Source organism: Frateuria sp., from assembly GCF_035944355.1.
Classification (GTDB): Bacteria; Pseudomonadota; Gammaproteobacteria; order Xanthomonadales; family Rhodanobacteraceae; genus Frateuria_A.
The window spans coordinates 258,027-274,792 of record NZ_DASZBH010000004.1; the positions used below are offsets into that span (position 1 = coordinate 258,027).

The window sequence follows — 16,766 nt, forward strand, 5'->3', positions numbered from 1 at the left end:
TCAACGCCGCCTTTGGGCGAAAATGCGCGGCCGTATTGCGTGATTCCAGCCCGGTTGAATCCAGGCGGCGCGCACTGCATGCCGGCAGCGCGTCGTGAACCCGCCGTCCGACTCCTCCCGCGCCCACGCCCCTCGCAAGTCGCGTGCGGCCGATACGTTTCCTTTCGTTCGCTCGAGGTATAGGAATGAATTTCCACGAGTACCAGGCCAAAGAGCTGTTCGCGCAGTACGGCATCGCCGTGCCGCCGGGCAAGGTAGCCAACTCCCCCGACGCCGCCGTCGACGCCGCCAAGGCGCTGGGCGGCTCGCAGTGGATGGTCAAGGCGCAGATCCATGCTGGCGGCCGCGGCAAGGCCGGCGGCGTGAAGTTCTGCAAGAGCCTGGACGAGGTGCGCAATGCCGCCAAGGGCATGCTGGGCACGAACATGGCGACCTACCAGTCCGCCGGCCGCGCGCTGCCGGTCAACCTGGTGCTGGTGACCGATGCCACCAACATCGCCAAGGAGCTCTATCTCTCGGTGCTGGTCGACCGCGATTCCAAGGCGATCTCCTTCATCGCTTCCAAGCACGGCGGCGTGGACATCGAGCAGGTCGCCCGCGATACGCCCGAGGACATCCACACGATCGTGGTCGACTTCGTGGAAGGCTTGCAGCCCTACCAGTGCCGCAACCTCGGCTTCGCGATGGATCTCAATGCCAAGCAGGTCAACCAGCTGACCAAGATCATGCTGGGCCTGTACAAGCTGTTCAACGAGAAGGACCTGTCGCTGGTGGAGCTCAACCCGCTGGCGATCCTCGAGGACGGCAACCTGGCCGCGCTCGACGGCAAGGTCAATTCCGACGACAACGCGGACTTCCGTCATCCGGAACTGGTCGCCATGCGCGACCTGAGCCAGGAAGACGCGGCCGAGGCCGCCGCCGTGCAGCACAACCTCAACTACGTGACGATGGACGGCACCATCGGTTGCATGGTCAACGGCGCCGGCCTGGCCATGGCCACCATGGACGTGATCAAGCTGGCGGGCGGTGAGCCGGCCAACTTCCTCGACGTCGGCGGCGGCGCCACCAAGGAGCGCGTGACCGAGGCGTTCAAGCTGATCCTTTCCTCCGACAAGGTGAAGGCCATCCTGGTCAACATCTTCGGCGGCATCGTGCGCTGCGACCTGATCGCCGAGGGCATCATCGCCGCGGTGAAGGAAGTGGGCCTGAAGATCCCCGTGGTGGTGCGCCTGCAGGGCACCAACGTGGAGAAGGGCCGCGAACTCTTGGCCAACTCCGGCCTGGCGATCACGCCGGCCGACGATCTCAACGACGCGGCGCAGAAAGCCGTGGCCGCCGCGAAGTGAGGAGCGAACAAGCATGAGCGTTCTGGTCAACAAGAACACCAAGGTGCTGGTGCAGGGCTTCACCGGCCAGCAGGGCACCTTCCACGCCGAGCAGGCGATCGACTACGGCACCAGGATCGTCGGCGGCGTGACCCCCGGCAAGGGCGGTTCCGAGCACATCGGCCTGCCGGTCTTCAATTCGATGGACGAAGCGGTCGCCGAGACCGGCGCCGACGCCTCGGTGATCTTCGTGCCGCCGCCGTTCGCGGCCGACTCGATCATGGAAGCGATCGACGCGGGCATCCGCGTGATCGTGGCCATCACCGAAGGCATCCCGGTGCTGGACATGCTGCGCGTGAAGAACGTGCTGGCGCAGCATCCGGAGACCGTGCTGATCGGCCCGAACTGCCCCGGCATCATCACCCCGGGCGAGTGCAAGATCGGCATCATGCCGGGCCACATCCACAAGCCGGGCAAGGTCGGCATCGTGTCGCGCTCCGGCACGCTGACCTATGAGGCCGTGTTCCAGACCACCAACGAGGGCCTGGGCCAGTCCACCTGCATCGGCATCGGCGGCGACCCGATCAACGGCCTGAACTTCATCGACTGCCTGAAGCTGTTCCAGGACGATCCGCAGACCGAGGGCATCATCATGGTCGGCGAGATCGGCGGCAGCGCCGAGGAAGACGCGGCCGAGTTCATCGGCGAGTACGTGACCAAGCCGGTGGTGTCCTTCATCGCCGGCGCCTCGGCGCCCGCGGGCAAGCGCATGGGCCACGCCGGCGCGATCATCTCCGGCGGCAAGGGCACGGCGGCGGCCAAGTTCGCGGCGCTGGAGAAGGCCGGCGTGACGACGGTGAAGTCGCCGGCCGACCTGGGCAAGACGCTGGCGAAGCTGATGAAGTAAGACGCGCCCGTCGCGTTCCTCAAAAGGCCACGCATTCGCGTGGCCTTTTGTTTTTGCGGGTTCCCCGCGAGATCGGCTCCGTCGGCCTTGCTCGCGTCATCCACGACGTTCGCCCTCCGCGGGAAGGTTGCGCCGTTGGGCAGGCGCTCCTGCACCCGCAAGTCGAAGCTTTCTCCCGTGGAGGAGAGTTCCCGATGGCTCTCGAAGCCGGAGCTGCCTGAAGAGCGGATGGGGGGGCGTGCCTCGACCGCTTACGTTCGTCGCTCCCTCCAGCTCGTTATCATGTGCATCTCCCACCACCGCGCGCTCAAATGACCAAGCTTCGCCTCGCCCTGGCCCAATTCGACTTTCCGGTCGGCGCCGTGGTCGCCAATACGAACAAGATCCGCGAGCTGATGGGCCAGGCGCACGCCGGGGGCGCCGACCTGGTGGCCTTTCCCGAGCTGGCGGTGAGCGGCTATCCGCCCGAGGACCTGCTGGTGCGCCCCAGCTTCCTGCGGGCCTGCAGCGATGCCATCGCCACGCTCGCCGCGGAAACCGACGGCATCGCCGCGCTGGTCGGCTTTCCGCACAGCGAGGGCGAGGTCTACAACGCCGCCGCGCTGCTGCGCGAGGGCCGCATCGAATGCATCGCGCACAAGCAGGCGCTGCCCAATTACGGCGTGTTCGACGACAAGCGCTACTTCCGCCCCGGCCACGCCAGCGCCACCGGCATGGTCGCCGGCGTGCGCGTGGGTTACCTGGTCTGCGAGGACATCTGGGAGCCCGAGCCCGCCGCGAAGGCGGCGGCCGCCGGCGCCGAACTGATCGTGGTCATCAACGCCTCGCCCTGGGACGACGCCAAGCAGGCCACCCGCGAGGCGCTGCTGGCGGCGCGCGCGAAAGAGACCGGTTGCGCCATCGTCTATCTCAACCTGGTCGGCGGGCAGGACGACGTGGTCTATGACGGCGCCTCGCTGCTGGTCAACGGCGACGGCAGCATCGCTGCGCGCGCCCCGGCCTTCGTCGACGCGCTGCTGTGGGCGAGCTTCGATCCGGCCACGCGCACGTTGTCCGCGGAGGGCTGGCCCGCGCTGGGCGATGCCGGTCCGGAAGCGACGCTCTACGCAGCCCTGGTGCGCGGCACCCGCGACTACGTGGAGAAGAACGGCTTCCCCGGCGTGCTGCTGGGCCTTTCCGGCGGCATCGACTCGGCGCTTACACTGGCGCTGGCGGTCGATGCGCTGGGTGCCGGGCGCGTCACCGCAGTGATGCTGCCCACGCGCTACACCTCGCAGCTCTCGCTGGACGGCGCGCGCGAGCAGGCCGAGCGCCTGGGCGTGGACTACCACGTCATCGACATCGAGCCGACCTACCGGAGTTTCCTCGCCGCGCTGGCGCCGGCCTTCGGCGACCGGGGCCCCGACGTGACCGAGGAGAACCTGCAATCGCGCACCCGCGGCGTGATGCTGATGGCGCTGTCCAACAAGCGCGGCCGGCTGCTGCTCTCCACCGGCAACAAGAGCGAGATGGCCGTGGGCTACGCCACCCTTTACGGCGACATGTGCGGGGCATACGCGCCGCTCAAGGACGTGTACAAGACGGCCGTTTACCGGCTGGCGCGCTGGCGCAATGGACAGCAGGACGGCGCCGAAACGATCCCCCCGGCGGTGATCGAGCGTCCGCCTTCGGCCGAGCTGCGCGCCGACCAGACCGACCAGGACTCGCTGCCGCCCTACGACGAGCTCGACGCCATCCTGCAGCGCTTCATCGAGGACGAGCAGTCGCAGGCGGAGATCATCGCCGCCGGCTTCCCCGCCGATACCGTGCACCGCGTGGTGCGGCTGGTGCTGGTGAACGAGTTCAAGCGCCGCCAGTCGGCGCCCGGGCCACGCGTCACCAGCCGGGCGTTCGGGCGCGAGCGGCGCTACCCGATCACTTCGGGCTGGCGCTGACCTGCGTCCCGGCCGGCGCGCCGGGCGGGCGAAAAAAAAGCCGTCGATCGCTCGACGGCTTCCGGAATTTTCGGGACTGCCCGCGCGGTCAGTGGTGGCCGGAGAACGGCACCATCTTGCGCAGGATCGAGGGGGCGTGCGGCCACTTCGGGTCGGTCAGATAGGGATGATCCGGGTAGTTGAGCGCCAGCACCTTGCGCACGTTCTCGGCCTGCGGCTTCTGCCCCAGCGCCAGGTAGCTGCGGGTGAGGATGGCCAGCGCATCGCCGGTCTGCGGCGCCTGCTGGTAATGCTCGATCACGTACTGCGCGCGATCGGCCGAAGCGACGTAGGCCTGGTTGCGCAGGTAGAACTTGGCCACGTTGATCTCGTACTGCGCCAGCACGTTGCGCAGGTAGATCATGCGCTGGCGCGCATCGGCGGTGTAGGCGCTGTCGGGGAAGCGGCGGGCCAGCTCGGAGAAGTCGTCGAACGCCTGCAGGTTGTAGGCCTGATCGCGGCGCGCCTGCGAGCCTTCGCGGGAGATGTAGCGCTCGATCACGCCGCTGGTGCGGTCGAAATTGATCAGCCCGCGCAGGTAATAGGCATAATCGACGTGCTTCTGGGTCGGATAGGTCTTGATGAAGCGGTTGATCGTCGAGGACGCGTCGTCCGGCTGGTTGTCCTTGTACTGCGAGTAGGCCAGTTCCAGCTGCGCCTGTTCGTTGTAGTCACCCGACGGAAAACGCGCGATCAGGCGCTGGTAGTCCTTGGTCGACGCGGCGTAGTCGCCGTTCATCAGGTCGTCGTGTGCCTTGGCGTAGAGCTTCTCCACCGGCATCGTGTCGATGGAATCGCGCTTGTGGCCGAAGATCGAGCAGGCGCCCAGCGACAGGCCCAGGACGAGCACGAAGGGCAATTTCAGGATTACGCGCATGTGGGAAGTTTTTATGTATGTGATCGAACGGATGATAGCCCAAACCGCCCGCTCCCCGCGGGGGCCGGCATGACCGTCATCCGGCACGAGGCGCAGGTGCCCCTGTCGGCGGCAGGTCGGCGTTTCGACCAGGCGCTGGCCGAGATGTTCCCGGACTACTCGCGCTCGCGCCTGACCGGCTGGATCAAGGCCGGCGCGGTGACGCTGGACGGCGCCGTCGCGCCGCCGCGCCAGCTGCTGCGGGGCGGCGAGCAGGTGCGGCTGGAGGCCGAACTGGCCAGCGAGGTGGAAAGCGCGCCGGAGGCGATCGCGCTGGCCGTCGTGCACGAGGACGCGCACCTGCTGGTGCTGGACAAGCCGGCGGGCCTGGTGGTGCATCCGGGCGCGGGCAATCCCAGCGGGACCCTGCTCAACGCGCTGCTCCACCACGACCCCGCGCTCGCCCAGCTGCCGCGCGCGGGCATCGTGCACCGGCTGGACAAGGACACCTCGGGCCTGATGGTGGTGGCCAGGAGCCTGGCCGCCCATACGGCGCTGGTGGAGATGCTCTCGCGGCACGCCGTCGAGCGGCAGTACGAAGCGGTGGTGCAGGGCACGCTGGTCGCCGGCGGCACCGTGGACGCGCCGATCGGCCGGCACCTGGGCGATCGCCTGCGCCAGGCCGTGCGCGACGAAGAGGACGGCAAGCACGCCATCACCCATTACCGCCTGCGCGAGCGCTTCCGCGCGCACAGCCTGATCCAGTGCAACCTGGAAACCGGCCGTACGCACCAGATCCGCGTGCACCTGGCGCATATCCACCATCCGCTGGTGGGCGATCCGCTCTACGGCGGCAGCCTGCGCCTGCCCAAGGGGGCGACGCCGGAACTGGTGGCGGCGCTGCGCGGCTTCCGCCGCCAGGCGCTGCACGCCGAACGTCTCGCGTTCGAGCATCCGGTGACGGGCGAGGCCATGGCATTCGAGGCGAAGCGGCCGGCGGACATGGAGGCGCTTATCGCCGTCTTGCGCGCCGACGCCGCAGAGCACCGCGAGCCTTAGCGATCTCCCTATCGCGGGCCTCCTTCCTCTCTCCCGGCGGGGCCGGTGGAGAGGGAGCAAGGGCGCGCTATGCTTTTGGTTCCCCGACACGGCCATCCCCATGACCGAACCCTGGATCCTCCCCGACTGGCCCGCTCCGCGAGGCGTCCATGCCGCGGTGACCACGCGCCACGGCCCCGGCGTCTCGGCCGGTCCCTTCGCGCGCTTCAACCTGGGGCTGCGCAGCGGCGATTCCGCCGAAGCGGTTTCGAACAACCGCGACGCCCTGCGCCACGCGCTCGATCTGCCGTCCGCGCCGCGCTGGCTGCGCCAGGTGCACGGCACCACCGTGGCGGAGCTGGGACCGTTGGCCAGTACCGACGAACCGCAGGCGGACGCGGCCGTCGCGCACCTGCCCGGCACGGTGCTGGCGATCCTCACCGCCGACTGCCTGCCGGTGCTGTTCTGCAGCGAGGACGGTGCGCGCATCGGCGCCGCGCATGCGGGATGGCGCGGCCTGGCCGCCGGCGTGCTCGAAGCGACGGTCGCGGCGATGGCGACGCCGCCCGCACGGCTGCTCGCCTGGCTGGGGCCCTGTATCGGCGCGGCGTCCTACGAGGTGGGGGACGAGGTGCGTGCCGGCTTCGTCGACCGTGACGCGGGCGCGGCCGACTGCTTCACCGCGACGCGTCCCGGACACTGGCACTGCGACCTTGCCGGCTTGGCCCGCCGCCGGCTCGCCGCTGCCGGCGTGGCGCGCGTCCACGGCGGCGGCTTCGACACGCTCGCCGACACGCGGTTCTATTCCTACCGGCGCGATGGCGCCCACAGCGGCCGCTTCGCCAGTCTGGTCTGGCGGGACTGAAATGCCGTCGTGCCGCGCAAGCATGCGGCGCCTTCGTTCGGCGAAACCCACGGCCCTCCCGCGCGCGGGAGGGCTCGATCCGCTGTAGCTAGACCAGCGCCGGGATGCTGGCCGCGCCTGCCTCGATGGCCGCGCGATGCGCAGCGCAGCGCGGCAACAGCCGCGCGAAGTAGAACCGCGCGGTGTCGCGCTTGGCCTGCTTGAACGCGGCCGATTGCGGGCTGCGCTCGGCCGCCGCCACGCTGCGCGCCCATACGTAGGCCAGCGCCACGTAGCCGGAGTAATAGAGGTAGTCCACCGCGGCCGCGCCCAGCTCTTCGGGATGGGCCTGCGCACGCTCGGCCAGGGCAACCGTCAGCGCCTGCCAGTCCTTGGCGGCCCTGCCCAGCGGCGCGAGGAACTCGGCCAAGGCGGTCTCACCCGCATGCTGCTGGCAGAAACCGCCGATCTCTTCCAGGAAGTGGCGGAAGCCGGCGCCCTTGAGCTGCATGATCTTGCGGCCCAGCAGATCCATCGCCTGGATGCCCGTGGTGCCCTCGTACAGCGTGATGATGCGGGCGTCGCGCACGAACTGCTCGACGCCGTTCTCGGTGATGTAGCCGTGGCCGCCGTAGATCTGCACGGCCTCCTTGACGCTCTCCTGCGCCAGCTCGGTGAGCACGCCCTTGACGATCGGGATCAGGAACGCCACCAGCTCGCCGGCCCTGGCGCGCGCGGCCTCGTCGGCGGCGCGTTCCTCGACGTCCAGCTGCAGCGCGGCGTAGAGCATCAGCGCGCGGCCACCCTCGACGATGGCGCGCTGGGTGAGCAGCATGCGACGCACGTCCGGGTGCACCACCAGCGGATCGGCCGGCTTGTCCGGGAAGACCGGGCCGCTCAGCGCGCGGCCCTGCAGGCGCTCGCGCGCGTAGTTGAGGCTGTTCTGCAGGGCGCGTTCGGCCAGACCCACGCCTTGCACGCCGACCGCCAGGCGCGCCGCGTTCATCATGGTGAACATGCCGAACAGGCCCTTGTGCGGCTGGCCGACGAGCCAGCCCTCGGCGCCGTCGAAGTTCATCACGCAGGTGGGCGAGGCGTGGATGCCCATCTTGTGCTCGATGGCGCCGGCCGCGACCGCATTGCGCTCGCCCATCGAGCCGTCGCGCGCCACCTTGAACTTGGGCACCACGAACAGCGAGATGCCGCGGCTGCCGGCCGGCGCGTCCGGCAGACGGGCCAGCACCAGGTGCACGATGTTTTCGCTGAGGTCGTGCTCGCCGGCGGTGATGAAGATCTTGGTGCCGGTGACCTTGTAGCTGCCGTCGCCGACGGGCTCGGCGCGGGTCTTGAGCAAGCCCAGGTCGGAGCCGGCCTGCGGTTCGGTCAGGCACATGCTGCCGCACCAGCGGCCCTCGACCATGGGCTTGAGGAACACGTCCTTCTGCCAGTCGTCACCGTGCAGCTGCAGCGCGTGCGCCGCGCCCTGGCTGAGCAGCGGGTAGTTGCCCCAGGCCAGGTTGGCCGAGTCCAGCATCTCCTTCACCGCCACGCCGATCAGTTCCGGCAGCGCCTGGCCGCCCATGGCTTCGGGCATGGTGAGGCCGGCCCAGCCGCCCTCGACGTAGGTGCGGTACGCCTCCTTGAAGCCCTTGGGCGTGGTCACCGTGGCGGTGGCCTTGTCGAAGAGGCAACCCTCGGCGTCGGCCGGCCCGTTGAGCGGCGCGAGCACCTGCTCGTTGAAGCGCGCGGCCTCCTCCAGCACGGCGTCGAGCAGGTCGCGGGTGTGGCCCTCGCCGCCCTCGAGCGCGGTCAGCGTGGGCTCGGCGCCCAGCAGGTCGTGCAGCACGAAGCGCAGGTCGTCGAGCGGGGCCTTGTAGATCGTCATCGGGTATTCCTCGGGTGAAGTCAGCGCCAGGTATGGGCGATGCCGGGGACGGGCGAGAGCCAGTCCTTGCCGGAGAAGTCGAAATCGCGCGGCGCCTTTTCCTGCTCGGGCTTGGCGCGCACGCTGCCGGAAAGGGTGTAGGGCAGGGCGCCGGCGCTGCCCTTGGCGGCGCTCGCGGCCAGTGCGCGGCTCATGGCGGCGGTGGGCAATACGTCGATCTGCACCACGTCGCCCGCGAAGGCGGGGATGTCGCGGTCGAAACTGCCGTGCACGCGCACCGGCACGCTGTCGGCCATGGCGAGCTGGCCGTCCAGCTCGGTGAAGTCCATGCCGCCGTAGCTGTTGTTCTGGATGCGTACGGTCAGGCGCCAGGCGCCGCCGGGCGTGAGCACCAGCTGCTGGATGCTCAGCGTCGGCGGGAAGACGCTCTTGCGCGGCGGGCCGCAGGCGATCAGGGCCAGGGCCAGCGGCAGCAGGACGATCCAGCGCAGGAAACGCATCGGAAGGCTCTCCCAAACGATCGTTCGAATTTTCCGATTCTAACCACAGCCGGCACGTTCGCGTCAGCGCAAGCGGCCGCGGCGGTTATTACGGTTTCGCCGGGCGCGCGGAGCAGGCATCATCAGCGTCTTTCGTTCGAAGGCCCTCCCCCGCATGCTCCGCCGCTACGTCGCCCGCCGCTCCCCCATCCACGGCAATGGCGTGTTCGCCACCGCGCCGATCAAGAAGGGCGAGGAGATCGTCCAGTACAAGGGAACGCTGATGACCCACGCCGAGGCCGACGCCATGTACGGCGACGGCGGCGAGACGGGCCACACCTTCCTGTTCACGCTCAACGACGACTACATCATCGACGCCAACCGCAAGGGCAACACCGCGCGCTGGATCAACCACAGCTGCGCGCCCAACTGCCGCGCCGTGGTGGAAGAGAGCGAAAGCGCCGACCCGCGCAAGGATCGCGTGCTGATCGAGGCGACCCGTGACATCGAGCCGGGCGAGGAACTGACCTACGACTATGGCATCGTGCTGGACGTGCCCTACACCGCACGGCTGAAGAAGCTGTGGCAGTGCCTGTGCGGCGCGCCCAACTGCACGGGCACGCTGCTCAAGCCCAAGCGGTAACTTGCTCCCCTGCTAACACCCGAACGACGCGCACAAGACGCGCCGTGCGCCATCCTCCGCGCTTTACTCGCAGGAGGTTCGCCATGGATGCATCAAAGAAGCTCAACGGTCGCGCCGTCGCGGTGCTGGCCACCGACGGCTTCGAGTATTCCGAGCTCACCGAACCGAAGCGGCTGCTGGAAGAGGCAGGCGCCGAGGTCACCGTGATCGCGCCCGGCGACGCGAAGGAGATCAAGGGCTGGAAGGGCGGCGATTGGGCCGGCAGCGTGCCGGTGGACGTGAAGCTCAGCGAAGCGGACGTCTCCGATTACGACGCGCTGGTGCTGCCAGGGGGCGTGATCAACCCCGACAAGCTGCGCACCCAGCCGGCCGCGGTCGAGCTGGTGCAGGCCTTCGCCCAGGCGGGCAAGACGGTGGCGGCGATCTGCCATGGCCCGTGGACGCTGATCAACGCCGACCAGGTACAGGGCCGCAAGGTCACCTCCTGGCCTTCGTTGCGGCAGGACCTGGAGAACGCTGGCGCGAAGTGGGAGGACCGCGAAGTGGTGCGCGACGGCAACCTGATCACCAGCCGCAAGCCGGATGACATTCCGGCGTTCGCCAATGCGGTGATCGAGGCGCTGGCGGGGTGACGTTGCGCCACCCGGCCCCGCGGGGAAGAGGTTGCCCGAATCTCGTTGGTCAGGCTTGTCGCGAGCCCCGGCCCCTCACCCCGACCCTCTCCCCGTAGGGGAGAGGGAGCTGATCCGTCGTCCGGGTTGTTTGGCCAGGCTCAGGATCGGGCGAGGGCAAGGTCAATCCTCGTCCACGTGCGGCTTCCAGGCCTCGGACAGTTGCTTCTGCACCGGCGGGGGCACCGGCTCGTAGTGGGAAAGGTCCAGGCTGTAGCGCCCGCGTCCGCCGGTCATCGCCTTCAGTTCGGTGGGATAGTCGGTCAGCTCGGCCAGCGGCGCCTGCGCGCGGATCAGCAGCTCGCCGCCGCGCTGCGAGTCGGTGCCCATGATGCGCGCGCGCTTGCCCGCCAGGCTGCCGGTGACGTCGCCCACGCTGGTTTCGGGGATGGCCACCTCCACGTCCACGATCGGCTCCAGCACGATCGGTCGCGCCTTGCCCACCGCATCCATGAAAGCCTTTTTGCCCGCGCTGACGAAGGCCACTTCCTTGGAATCGACCGGGTGGTACTTGCCGTCGTACACGGTCACGCGCAGGTCCTGCATCGGGTAGCCGGCGATCGCGCCGCACTCCATCGCCTGGCGCACGCCCTTCTCGATCGCCGGCAGATATTGATTGGGGATCACGCCGCCCTTGACCTCGTCGACGAACTCGAAGCCCCCGCCGCGGTCCAGCGGCTCCACCCGCAGGAACACCTCGCCGAACTGGCCGGCGCCGCCGGTCTGTTTCTTGTGCCGGTGGTGGCCGTCGGCGTGCGCGGCGATGGTCTCGCGGTAGGCGATGCGCGGCGGGTGCGTATCCACTTCCACGCCATAGCGCTCGCGCATGCGCTCGAGCACCACCTTGAGGTGCAGTTCGGACAGCCCGCGCACCACCGTCTCGTTGAGTTCCTTGTGGTGCTCGGTGCGCAGGCAGGGGTCTTCCTCGGCCAGCCGCGCCAGCGCCTGCGAGAGTTTCTGCTCCTGGCCCTTGTGCCGGGGCGTGAGCGCCAGCCCGAACATCGGCTGCGGGAAATCCATCGGCGCCAGGCGGATGGCGTCCTCCTCGTGCGAGTCGTGCAGCACGGCGTCGAAGTGGATTTCCTCCACCTTGGCCACCGCGGCGATGTCGCCCGGGATGGCCCGCTCGATCTCCACGTGCGCCTTGCCGCTGAGGCGGAACAGGTGGCCCACCTTGAACGGCTTGCGGCCGTCGTCGACGAACAGCTGGGTATCGCGGCGGACGGTGCCCTGCCACACGCGGAACACGCCGAGCTTGCCCACGAACGGGTCGTTGACGATCTTGAACACGTCGGCGACGACGTGCCTCGCCGGATCGGCGTTGACCGTGATCGCCTCGCCCTCGGCGTTGACGAACGGCGGCGGGTTGCCCTCGGCCGGATTGGGCAGCAGGCGCTCGGCCAGCTCCAGGAACTGCGCCACGCCCACCCCGGTACGGGCGCTGACGAAGCAGATCGGCACCAGGTGCCCTTCGCGCAGGCATTGCTCGAAGGCATCGTGCAACTGCTCGCGGCCGAGCGCGGCCTCGCCCTCGTCGAGATAGGCATCCATGGTCTTTTCGTTGATCTCGACCACCTGGTCGACGATCTGCTGGTGCGCCGCCGCCAGCGAGGAGAAGTCGGTCGCGCCCTCGGCGTGGAAGAAGCAGTCCAGCACCTGCTTGCCGCCTTGCGCGGGCAGGTTGACGGGCAGGCACTCGGGGCCGAACTCCTCGCGCAGCGCGTCGACCAGGGCCGACAGCCGCGCGCCCTCGAAATCGATCTTGTTCACCACCAGCACGCGCGCCAGGCCGCGCGCGCGGGCGCGCTCCATCATGCGCCGCGTGCCGTGCTCGATGCCGTTGGTGGCGTTGACCACGATCGCCACCGTTTCCACCGCGGCGAAGGTCGACAGCGTGCCGCCGCGGAAATCGGCATAGCCGGCGGTGTCGATCAGGTTGATGTGGCAGCCCTCGCGGTCGATGCCGGCGATGGCGCTGTCGATGGAATGGCCGCGTGCCTTCTCCTGCACGTCGGTATCCGACTGGGTGGTGCCGCGCTCGACCGAGCCCTGCGCCTGGATCACGCCGCCGGCATGCAGCAAGGCCTCGAACAGGGTGGTCTTGCCGGCGCCGGCGTGGCCGGCGAGCGCGATGTTGCGGATGTTTTCCGTGCTGTACGACACGATGCGACCCTCCTCTACTTAAGGCACGGTCTCGCAGGGCATGAACGGCGCCGCACGAGGCCGCGCTTGGCGGCTGACGATGGCGGGTCGTCATGGTCGTCCTGGGGCGCCGAGGCGGCGCGGGCGGGGCGGTCATGGCGGGATGCGGCGGGTGCCGCCTGCGTAGCCTTGTGCCATCCGGTCGCCTGGTCAAGCGGCATCGCGTGGGGAACCGAAGCGCTCACGTGATGGTCTTGCGAAGGCGGGCACGATGAGGCGCCCGTTTTTCCGCACGCTAAGGAACTCCCCATCGTTTCCCCACCGCAGGTCGAGCCCCATCGCTGGAATGCGCCGCAGCACCCACGGCGCGGCCTGGCTCCGCTGGACGAGGACACGCGTGCGCTGTTGCGCGCGCGGCGGGAGCGCACGCCGCCGCGCGAGCCGTGGCGCTTCCGCCTGGCGTTCGGCGCGATGCTCGCGTTGCACGGCCTGTTCGCCGTCGTCGTGTGGTGGGAAATGCGGCCGCGGCCGGTGCACGAAGTGATGCACGTGCGGCTGGACGACGCTTTGCAGGTGCGCTTCATCGAGCGTCCGACGCGCGCCGCACCTGCACCGCCGCCGTCGCTTCCTCCGCCACCGCCACCACCCGCGGTTCCGCGCGTCGTGCACGAGCCGCCGGCCAAGGGAGCGATGACGGCCAGCCTGCCGGCGCCGGCTCCCTCGCCCAAGCCCACGCTGCACCTGTTCGACCGCACCGGCCAGCCGTTGCTGCCCGCCGCTGCCGCCAGCGCCGCGCCCACGCCCACGCCCGGCTACGTCCAGCGCATGCCGCAGGGCGACGCGCAGGTGATGCGCCACGAGGATCCGGTCAGGTACCAACCCACGCGCTTCGACAAGGATTTCCCGCCGCCGGACGAAACCCTCCTGGGGCAGGGCCTGCGCAGCGTCCTGCGTGCCACCCACACCGGCGAGAAGAAGTCCGTCGACCTCGGCCACGGCGTGCACCTGAAGTGCAAGACCGTGCTCGGCATCCCCACCCCCGATTGCGTCATGCCGCCCGCGCCGCCGTCGAAGAAGGACGGCGACGAGCGCCTCGACATGGCCCCGGCGCCGCTGGCGAAGGAACTGCAGCCGCCCCGGCGCGCGCTGTCCGAATGCATCGCGCTCTATCGCGACGGCAAGCCGCTGCCGCACGGCTGTCCGGTGGATACGCCCCAGCGTGCGGTCGACGCCGAATGCGGCCAAGCGCGGCAGGCCGGCAAGCCGCTGCCGGCGCATTGCCGCAAGCCGTAGGGCCTACGGCAAGTTCGAGCAAGGACAAACACAAGGCGGTGCTCCCCCCGTTTCCGGGTGAAGGTGCCCGACCTGCCGGCGCAGGAGCGCCGGCGGAACGGCGAAGCCGGCTCCGAAGGGGCGAGCGTCATGGATGACGCAAGTAAGGCTGATGGCCGAGATCGGTACGGGATCCCTCACTCCAGCTCGCGCCCAAGCGAGCCCCCGCCCGCACACCGTCTGACCCCTCCACCCCGCAGGCTACACTTCCGCCATGCCCCTGCCACCCGCGCCCAAGCCGAGCGACTCGCCCGCCAACGCGCATCCGGTGATCGTGCTGCGCTCCCCGCGCGAGGCCGCGGCACAGGCCATCGTCTACCGCCGCCGGCGCGCCGAACGGCCAAGCGAGCGCGGCCTGCGCATCGCCGGCCTGGCCGGCGCGCTGGTGGTGCACCTGCTGGTGCTGTTCGGCGCCATCCTCGGCCCGGCCTATGACCTGCAGGAACCGCACTTCAAATCCGCGCCTCTGCAGGTGCGCCTGATCGACAAGCCCGAGCCGCCGCCCCCGCCGCCCGTGCGCGGCACGCCGCCGAAGCGGGTGGGACCGCGCCATCGCGGCGGCGCATCCGCCGTCGCCGCCCGTCCGGTCGATCGCACACCGGCCACGCAGCCGCAACCGGCAGCGGCCACGCCGGACATTCCGGTCATCACGGTCGCCGCGCCCAAGGCGACCATCCGCATCGCGCCCGAGGCGGCACCGTCGCCGCCGCTCGCACTGCCGCATCCGCAACCCACGCCGGACCTCGCGCCGGTGCCACTGGCCGGCGCGCCGCCGCGGGTCAATCTGGACACGCCGCCCAGCGTCCGCCCGGTACCGCCCAAGTTCCAGCCCGAGCCGGTGCGCAAGGCGCAGCTGGAAGGCAATCGGCCGATGCCCACGCCGTCCTCGCTGGCGATGCCGGTCCTGCCGGCGCAGGCGCCGCCGCCCGTCGCCGCGCCGAGCATCGCGCTCGACCGCGTCGCGCCGCCGGCCAACCTGCCGCCCAGCCCGGTGGCGCTGGTGCGCCCGCAGCCGGCCGCGGCGCCCGCCGCGCCGCAGGTCGAGCCGATCCCGCTGGCGGCGCAGGCCGCGCCCACCATCAACCTGGCGCCACAGGTCGCCGCGCACACGGCCATCGTGCCGCGCGAACGGCCGCAAGTGCAGGCGCCCAGCATCCAGCTCGCCGAACCGCAGCTGGCGGCCGTGCCGCTGGACAACGCCAAGGCGCCGGCCGCGCCGCAACCGGCGGCGCCGGCCATCGAAGTGGCCAAGCCAGCCACGCCTGCCGTATCCGTCACCCTCGCGCGCCCGCAGGCCGCCGCGAGCGAACCGGCGCCCACGCCCGGCCAGGCGCAGGCCACGCCGGAGGCAGCCGCCGCCAGCCAAGCCAGCGCCACGGGGGCGGGCAACCCCAGCGCCCCAGGGACCACGCCCAGCAGCGCACCCGAGGCCACGCCGCAGGGCAGCGACAACGGCAACCCCGGCGCCCGCGAAGGCGCTGCCGAAACCGCCGCCGACACCGGCGCGCCGGCGCCGAGCGCCGGCCAGGGCAAGGGGCAGGGCGAAGGCAAGCAGGGCAAGGCCCAGCCCGGCGCCGCCGAGGGCGCCGAGCACGGCCGGCTGGGCGGCTACATCCAGCTCAAGCCACATGGCGACACCGACATCATGGAGCACCGCGCGCCCGACATCGGCTACCGGCCCACGCGCTTCGAGGGGGACTGGGCGCCCGAGGGCGAAAGCTCCATCGACACCGCCCTGCGCCATGCGGTGGAGAAGACCACCGTCAAACACACCTTCCACCTGCCGCGCGGCGTGCGGGTCAACTGCAAGGTCAGCCCGCTGTTCCCGATCGCGCTGTTCGGTTGCGGCGGCGACCCGCCCGCCAAGGCGGCCAAGAACCCGGAGCTCTACAAGCGCCTGGATCTGGCGCCGGCCAAACCCCTCGCGCCGGTGTCGCCTGCCAGCACCGCGGCGGCGGCATCAGCGGCCGCGCCGGTCCATCTGGACAATGCGGCCCAGTGCGCCGCGGCACGTGTCAGTGGCGGGCCGCTGCCGCCCGGCTGCGAGGGCGCGGCAACGTCGCCGGCGCCCGTCCGTGTTCCGACGGCCAGCTCGAGCTCCTGGGTGCCGCCGAGCGACCAGTTCCATTGACCAGGAAGGCGGGCCGGCTCGTTGCCCTCCCTTTGGCGCGCGTCACTTGCGGGATCTGCGCGCCGTCTTGCGCGGCTTCGGCTCGGGCATGGCGGCGGCCGTCGCGAGCAGCAGCGCCTGCAGTTGCTCCGCATCGTCGAGCAGTTCGTCCGCAACCGGATAGGGTTTGGCGACTGCATACGGCGGACGCCGCGGAAGGTTCGCCGTAAGTGCCGCGGTAGCGTCCGCCGTCTTGACGAACAGGCTGTTGTCGCAAGCGAAGGCGACGATCTTGCCGTCGATGTAGATACCGTACTCGCCGAACATTCGCTTGAAGCTGATGCGGTCGTCCAGTCCGGATTGCTCGATTACGTACTCGATGAAGGAACGATCCGAGGCCATCGGGTTCGCCTATGGTTCGCGACGGGTAAATAGCCACGTCACTCTTTATCAGTAACGTTCCATTTTATCACTGTCCGCCGATATGTCGGAGAGTCAACTCAATCTCGTTGATTAAATATGGCCACTGAAACTCAGGAGAAGCAGCAATGTTTTGGGTTA

At 69.8% G+C, this 16,766-nt stretch carries 14 protein-coding genes; 9 read left to right on the forward strand and 5 right to left on the reverse strand.

Annotation, left to right across the window (positions count from 1 at the left end; all coding sequences use genetic code 11):
* Positions 1–185: 185 nt before the first annotated feature.
* The 3 genes from sucC (at position 186) to VGU03_RS02290 (ending at position 4,166) form a co-directional block, all read left to right on the forward strand.
* Positions 186–1,346 (forward strand): ADP-forming succinate--CoA ligase subunit beta, encoded by a 1,161-nt coding sequence (gene sucC / locus VGU03_RS02280; RefSeq protein WP_327478275.1) that lies wholly within the window; start codon positions 186–188, stop codon positions 1,344–1,346.
* Positions 1,347–1,359: 13 nt separating this feature from the next.
* Entirely contained in the window at positions 1,360–2,232 is an 873-nt protein-coding gene (gene sucD / locus VGU03_RS02285) for a succinate--CoA ligase subunit alpha (RefSeq protein WP_327478276.1), read from the forward strand.
* A 311-nt stretch (positions 2,233–2,543) separates the two neighbouring features.
* On the forward strand, positions 2,544–4,166 hold the full coding sequence (locus tag VGU03_RS02290; protein ID WP_327478278.1) for an NAD+ synthase: 1,623 nt from the start codon (positions 2,544–2,546) through the stop codon (positions 4,164–4,166).
* A gap of 88 nt (positions 4,167–4,254) precedes the next feature.
* Here VGU03_RS02290 and VGU03_RS02295 read toward each other — a convergent pair whose 3' ends face one another.
* The gene (locus tag VGU03_RS02295; protein WP_327478280.1) at positions 4,255–5,082 is read right to left on the reverse strand and encodes an outer membrane protein assembly factor BamD; all 828 of its coding nucleotides are present in this window, start codon (positions 5,080–5,082) and stop codon (positions 4,255–4,257) included.
* A gap of 69 nt (positions 5,083–5,151) precedes the next feature.
* Here VGU03_RS02295 and rluD point away from each other — a divergent pair, with 69 nt between their 5' ends.
* On the forward strand, positions 5,152–6,120 hold the full coding sequence (gene rluD, locus VGU03_RS02300) for a 23S rRNA pseudouridine(1911/1915/1917) synthase RluD (protein ID WP_327478282.1): 969 nt from the start codon (positions 5,152–5,154) through the stop codon (positions 6,118–6,120).
* A gap of 100 nt (positions 6,121–6,220) precedes the next feature.
* Entirely contained in the window at positions 6,221–6,964 is a 744-nt protein-coding gene (gene pgeF / locus VGU03_RS02305; protein WP_327478284.1) for a peptidoglycan editing factor PgeF, read from the forward strand.
* A gap of 88 nt (positions 6,965–7,052) precedes the next feature.
* On the opposite strand, the gene VGU03_RS02310 is transcribed toward pgeF, so the two are convergent.
* Positions 7,053–8,828 (reverse strand): acyl-CoA dehydrogenase C-terminal domain-containing protein, encoded by a 1,776-nt coding sequence (locus VGU03_RS02310; protein ID WP_327478286.1) that lies wholly within the window; start codon positions 8,826–8,828, stop codon positions 7,053–7,055.
* A gap of 20 nt (positions 8,829–8,848) precedes the next feature.
* Positions 8,849–9,328, reverse strand: a complete 480-nt coding sequence (locus VGU03_RS02315) for a hypothetical protein (RefSeq protein WP_327478288.1) — start codon at positions 9,326–9,328, stop codon at positions 8,849–8,851.
* Positions 9,329–9,482: 154 nt separating this feature from the next.
* Here VGU03_RS02315 and VGU03_RS02320 point away from each other — a divergent pair, with 154 nt between their 5' ends.
* Together VGU03_RS02320 and VGU03_RS02325 are read left to right on the forward strand one after the other, a co-directional pair.
* Positions 9,483–9,950: an SET domain-containing protein gene (locus VGU03_RS02320; protein ID WP_327478289.1), complete on the forward strand. Its 468-nt coding sequence runs from the start codon at positions 9,483–9,485 to the stop codon at positions 9,948–9,950.
* A gap of 83 nt (positions 9,951–10,033) precedes the next feature.
* Positions 10,034–10,582: a type 1 glutamine amidotransferase domain-containing protein gene (locus VGU03_RS02325; RefSeq protein ID WP_327478291.1), complete on the forward strand. Its 549-nt coding sequence runs from the start codon at positions 10,034–10,036 to the stop codon at positions 10,580–10,582.
* A 162-nt stretch (positions 10,583–10,744) separates the two neighbouring features.
* Here VGU03_RS02325 and fusA read toward each other — a convergent pair whose 3' ends face one another.
* Positions 10,745–12,784 (reverse strand): elongation factor G, encoded by a 2,040-nt coding sequence (gene fusA, locus VGU03_RS02330; protein ID WP_327478293.1) that lies wholly within the window; start codon positions 12,782–12,784, stop codon positions 10,745–10,747.
* Between the two features lie 384 nt (positions 12,785–13,168).
* Here fusA and VGU03_RS02335 point away from each other — a divergent pair, with 384 nt between their 5' ends.
* Positions 13,169–14,056, forward strand: a complete 888-nt coding sequence (locus tag VGU03_RS02335; RefSeq protein ID WP_327478295.1) for a hypothetical protein — start codon at positions 13,169–13,171, stop codon at positions 14,054–14,056.
* A 253-nt stretch (positions 14,057–14,309) separates the two neighbouring features.
* Complete coding sequence (locus tag VGU03_RS02340) at positions 14,310–16,226, forward strand: hypothetical protein (RefSeq protein ID WP_327478297.1); 1,917 nt, start codon at positions 14,310–14,312, stop codon at positions 16,224–16,226.
* Between the two features lie 42 nt (positions 16,227–16,268).
* Here VGU03_RS02340 and VGU03_RS02345 read toward each other — a convergent pair whose 3' ends face one another.
* The gene (locus VGU03_RS02345) at positions 16,269–16,607 is read right to left on the reverse strand and encodes a TfoX/Sxy family protein (protein WP_327478299.1); all 339 of its coding nucleotides are present in this window, start codon (positions 16,605–16,607) and stop codon (positions 16,269–16,271) included.
* Positions 16,608–16,766 lie beyond the last annotated feature (159 nt).

What these genes read in the sequence shown, in the direction of transcription:
- sucC (WP_327478275.1), top strand. Translation starts at nt 186, where the DNA reads ATGAATTTCCACGAGTACCAGGCCAAAGAGCTGTTCGCGCAGTACGGC.
- sucD (WP_327478276.1), top strand. Translation starts at nt 1,360, where the DNA reads ATGAGCGTTCTGGTCAACAAGAACACCAAGGTGCTGGTGCAGGGCTTC.
- VGU03_RS02290 (WP_327478278.1), top strand. Translation starts at nt 2,544, where the DNA reads ATGACCAAGCTTCGCCTCGCCCTGGCCCAATTCGACTTTCCGGTCGGC.
- VGU03_RS02295 (WP_327478280.1), bottom strand. Translation starts at nt 5,082, where the DNA reads ATGCGCGTAATCCTGAAATTGCCCTTCGTGCTCGTCCTGGGCCTGTCG.
- rluD (WP_327478282.1), top strand. Translation starts at nt 5,152, where the DNA reads ATGACCGTCATCCGGCACGAGGCGCAGGTGCCCCTGTCGGCGGCAGGT.
- pgeF (WP_327478284.1), top strand. Translation starts at nt 6,221, where the DNA reads ATGACCGAACCCTGGATCCTCCCCGACTGGCCCGCTCCGCGAGGCGTC.
- VGU03_RS02310 (WP_327478286.1), bottom strand. Translation starts at nt 8,828, where the DNA reads ATGACGATCTACAAGGCCCCGCTCGACGACCTGCGCTTCGTGCTGCAC.
- VGU03_RS02315 (WP_327478288.1), bottom strand. Translation starts at nt 9,328, where the DNA reads ATGCGTTTCCTGCGCTGGATCGTCCTGCTGCCGCTGGCCCTGGCCCTG.
- VGU03_RS02320 (WP_327478289.1), top strand. Translation starts at nt 9,483, where the DNA reads ATGCTCCGCCGCTACGTCGCCCGCCGCTCCCCCATCCACGGCAATGGC.
- VGU03_RS02325 (WP_327478291.1), top strand. Translation starts at nt 10,034, where the DNA reads ATGGATGCATCAAAGAAGCTCAACGGTCGCGCCGTCGCGGTGCTGGCC.
- VGU03_RS02340 (WP_327478297.1), top strand. Translation starts at nt 14,310, where the DNA reads ATGCCCCTGCCACCCGCGCCCAAGCCGAGCGACTCGCCCGCCAACGCG.
- VGU03_RS02345 (WP_327478299.1), bottom strand. Translation starts at nt 16,607, where the DNA reads ATGGCCTCGGATCGTTCCTTCATCGAGTACGTAATCGAGCAATCCGGA.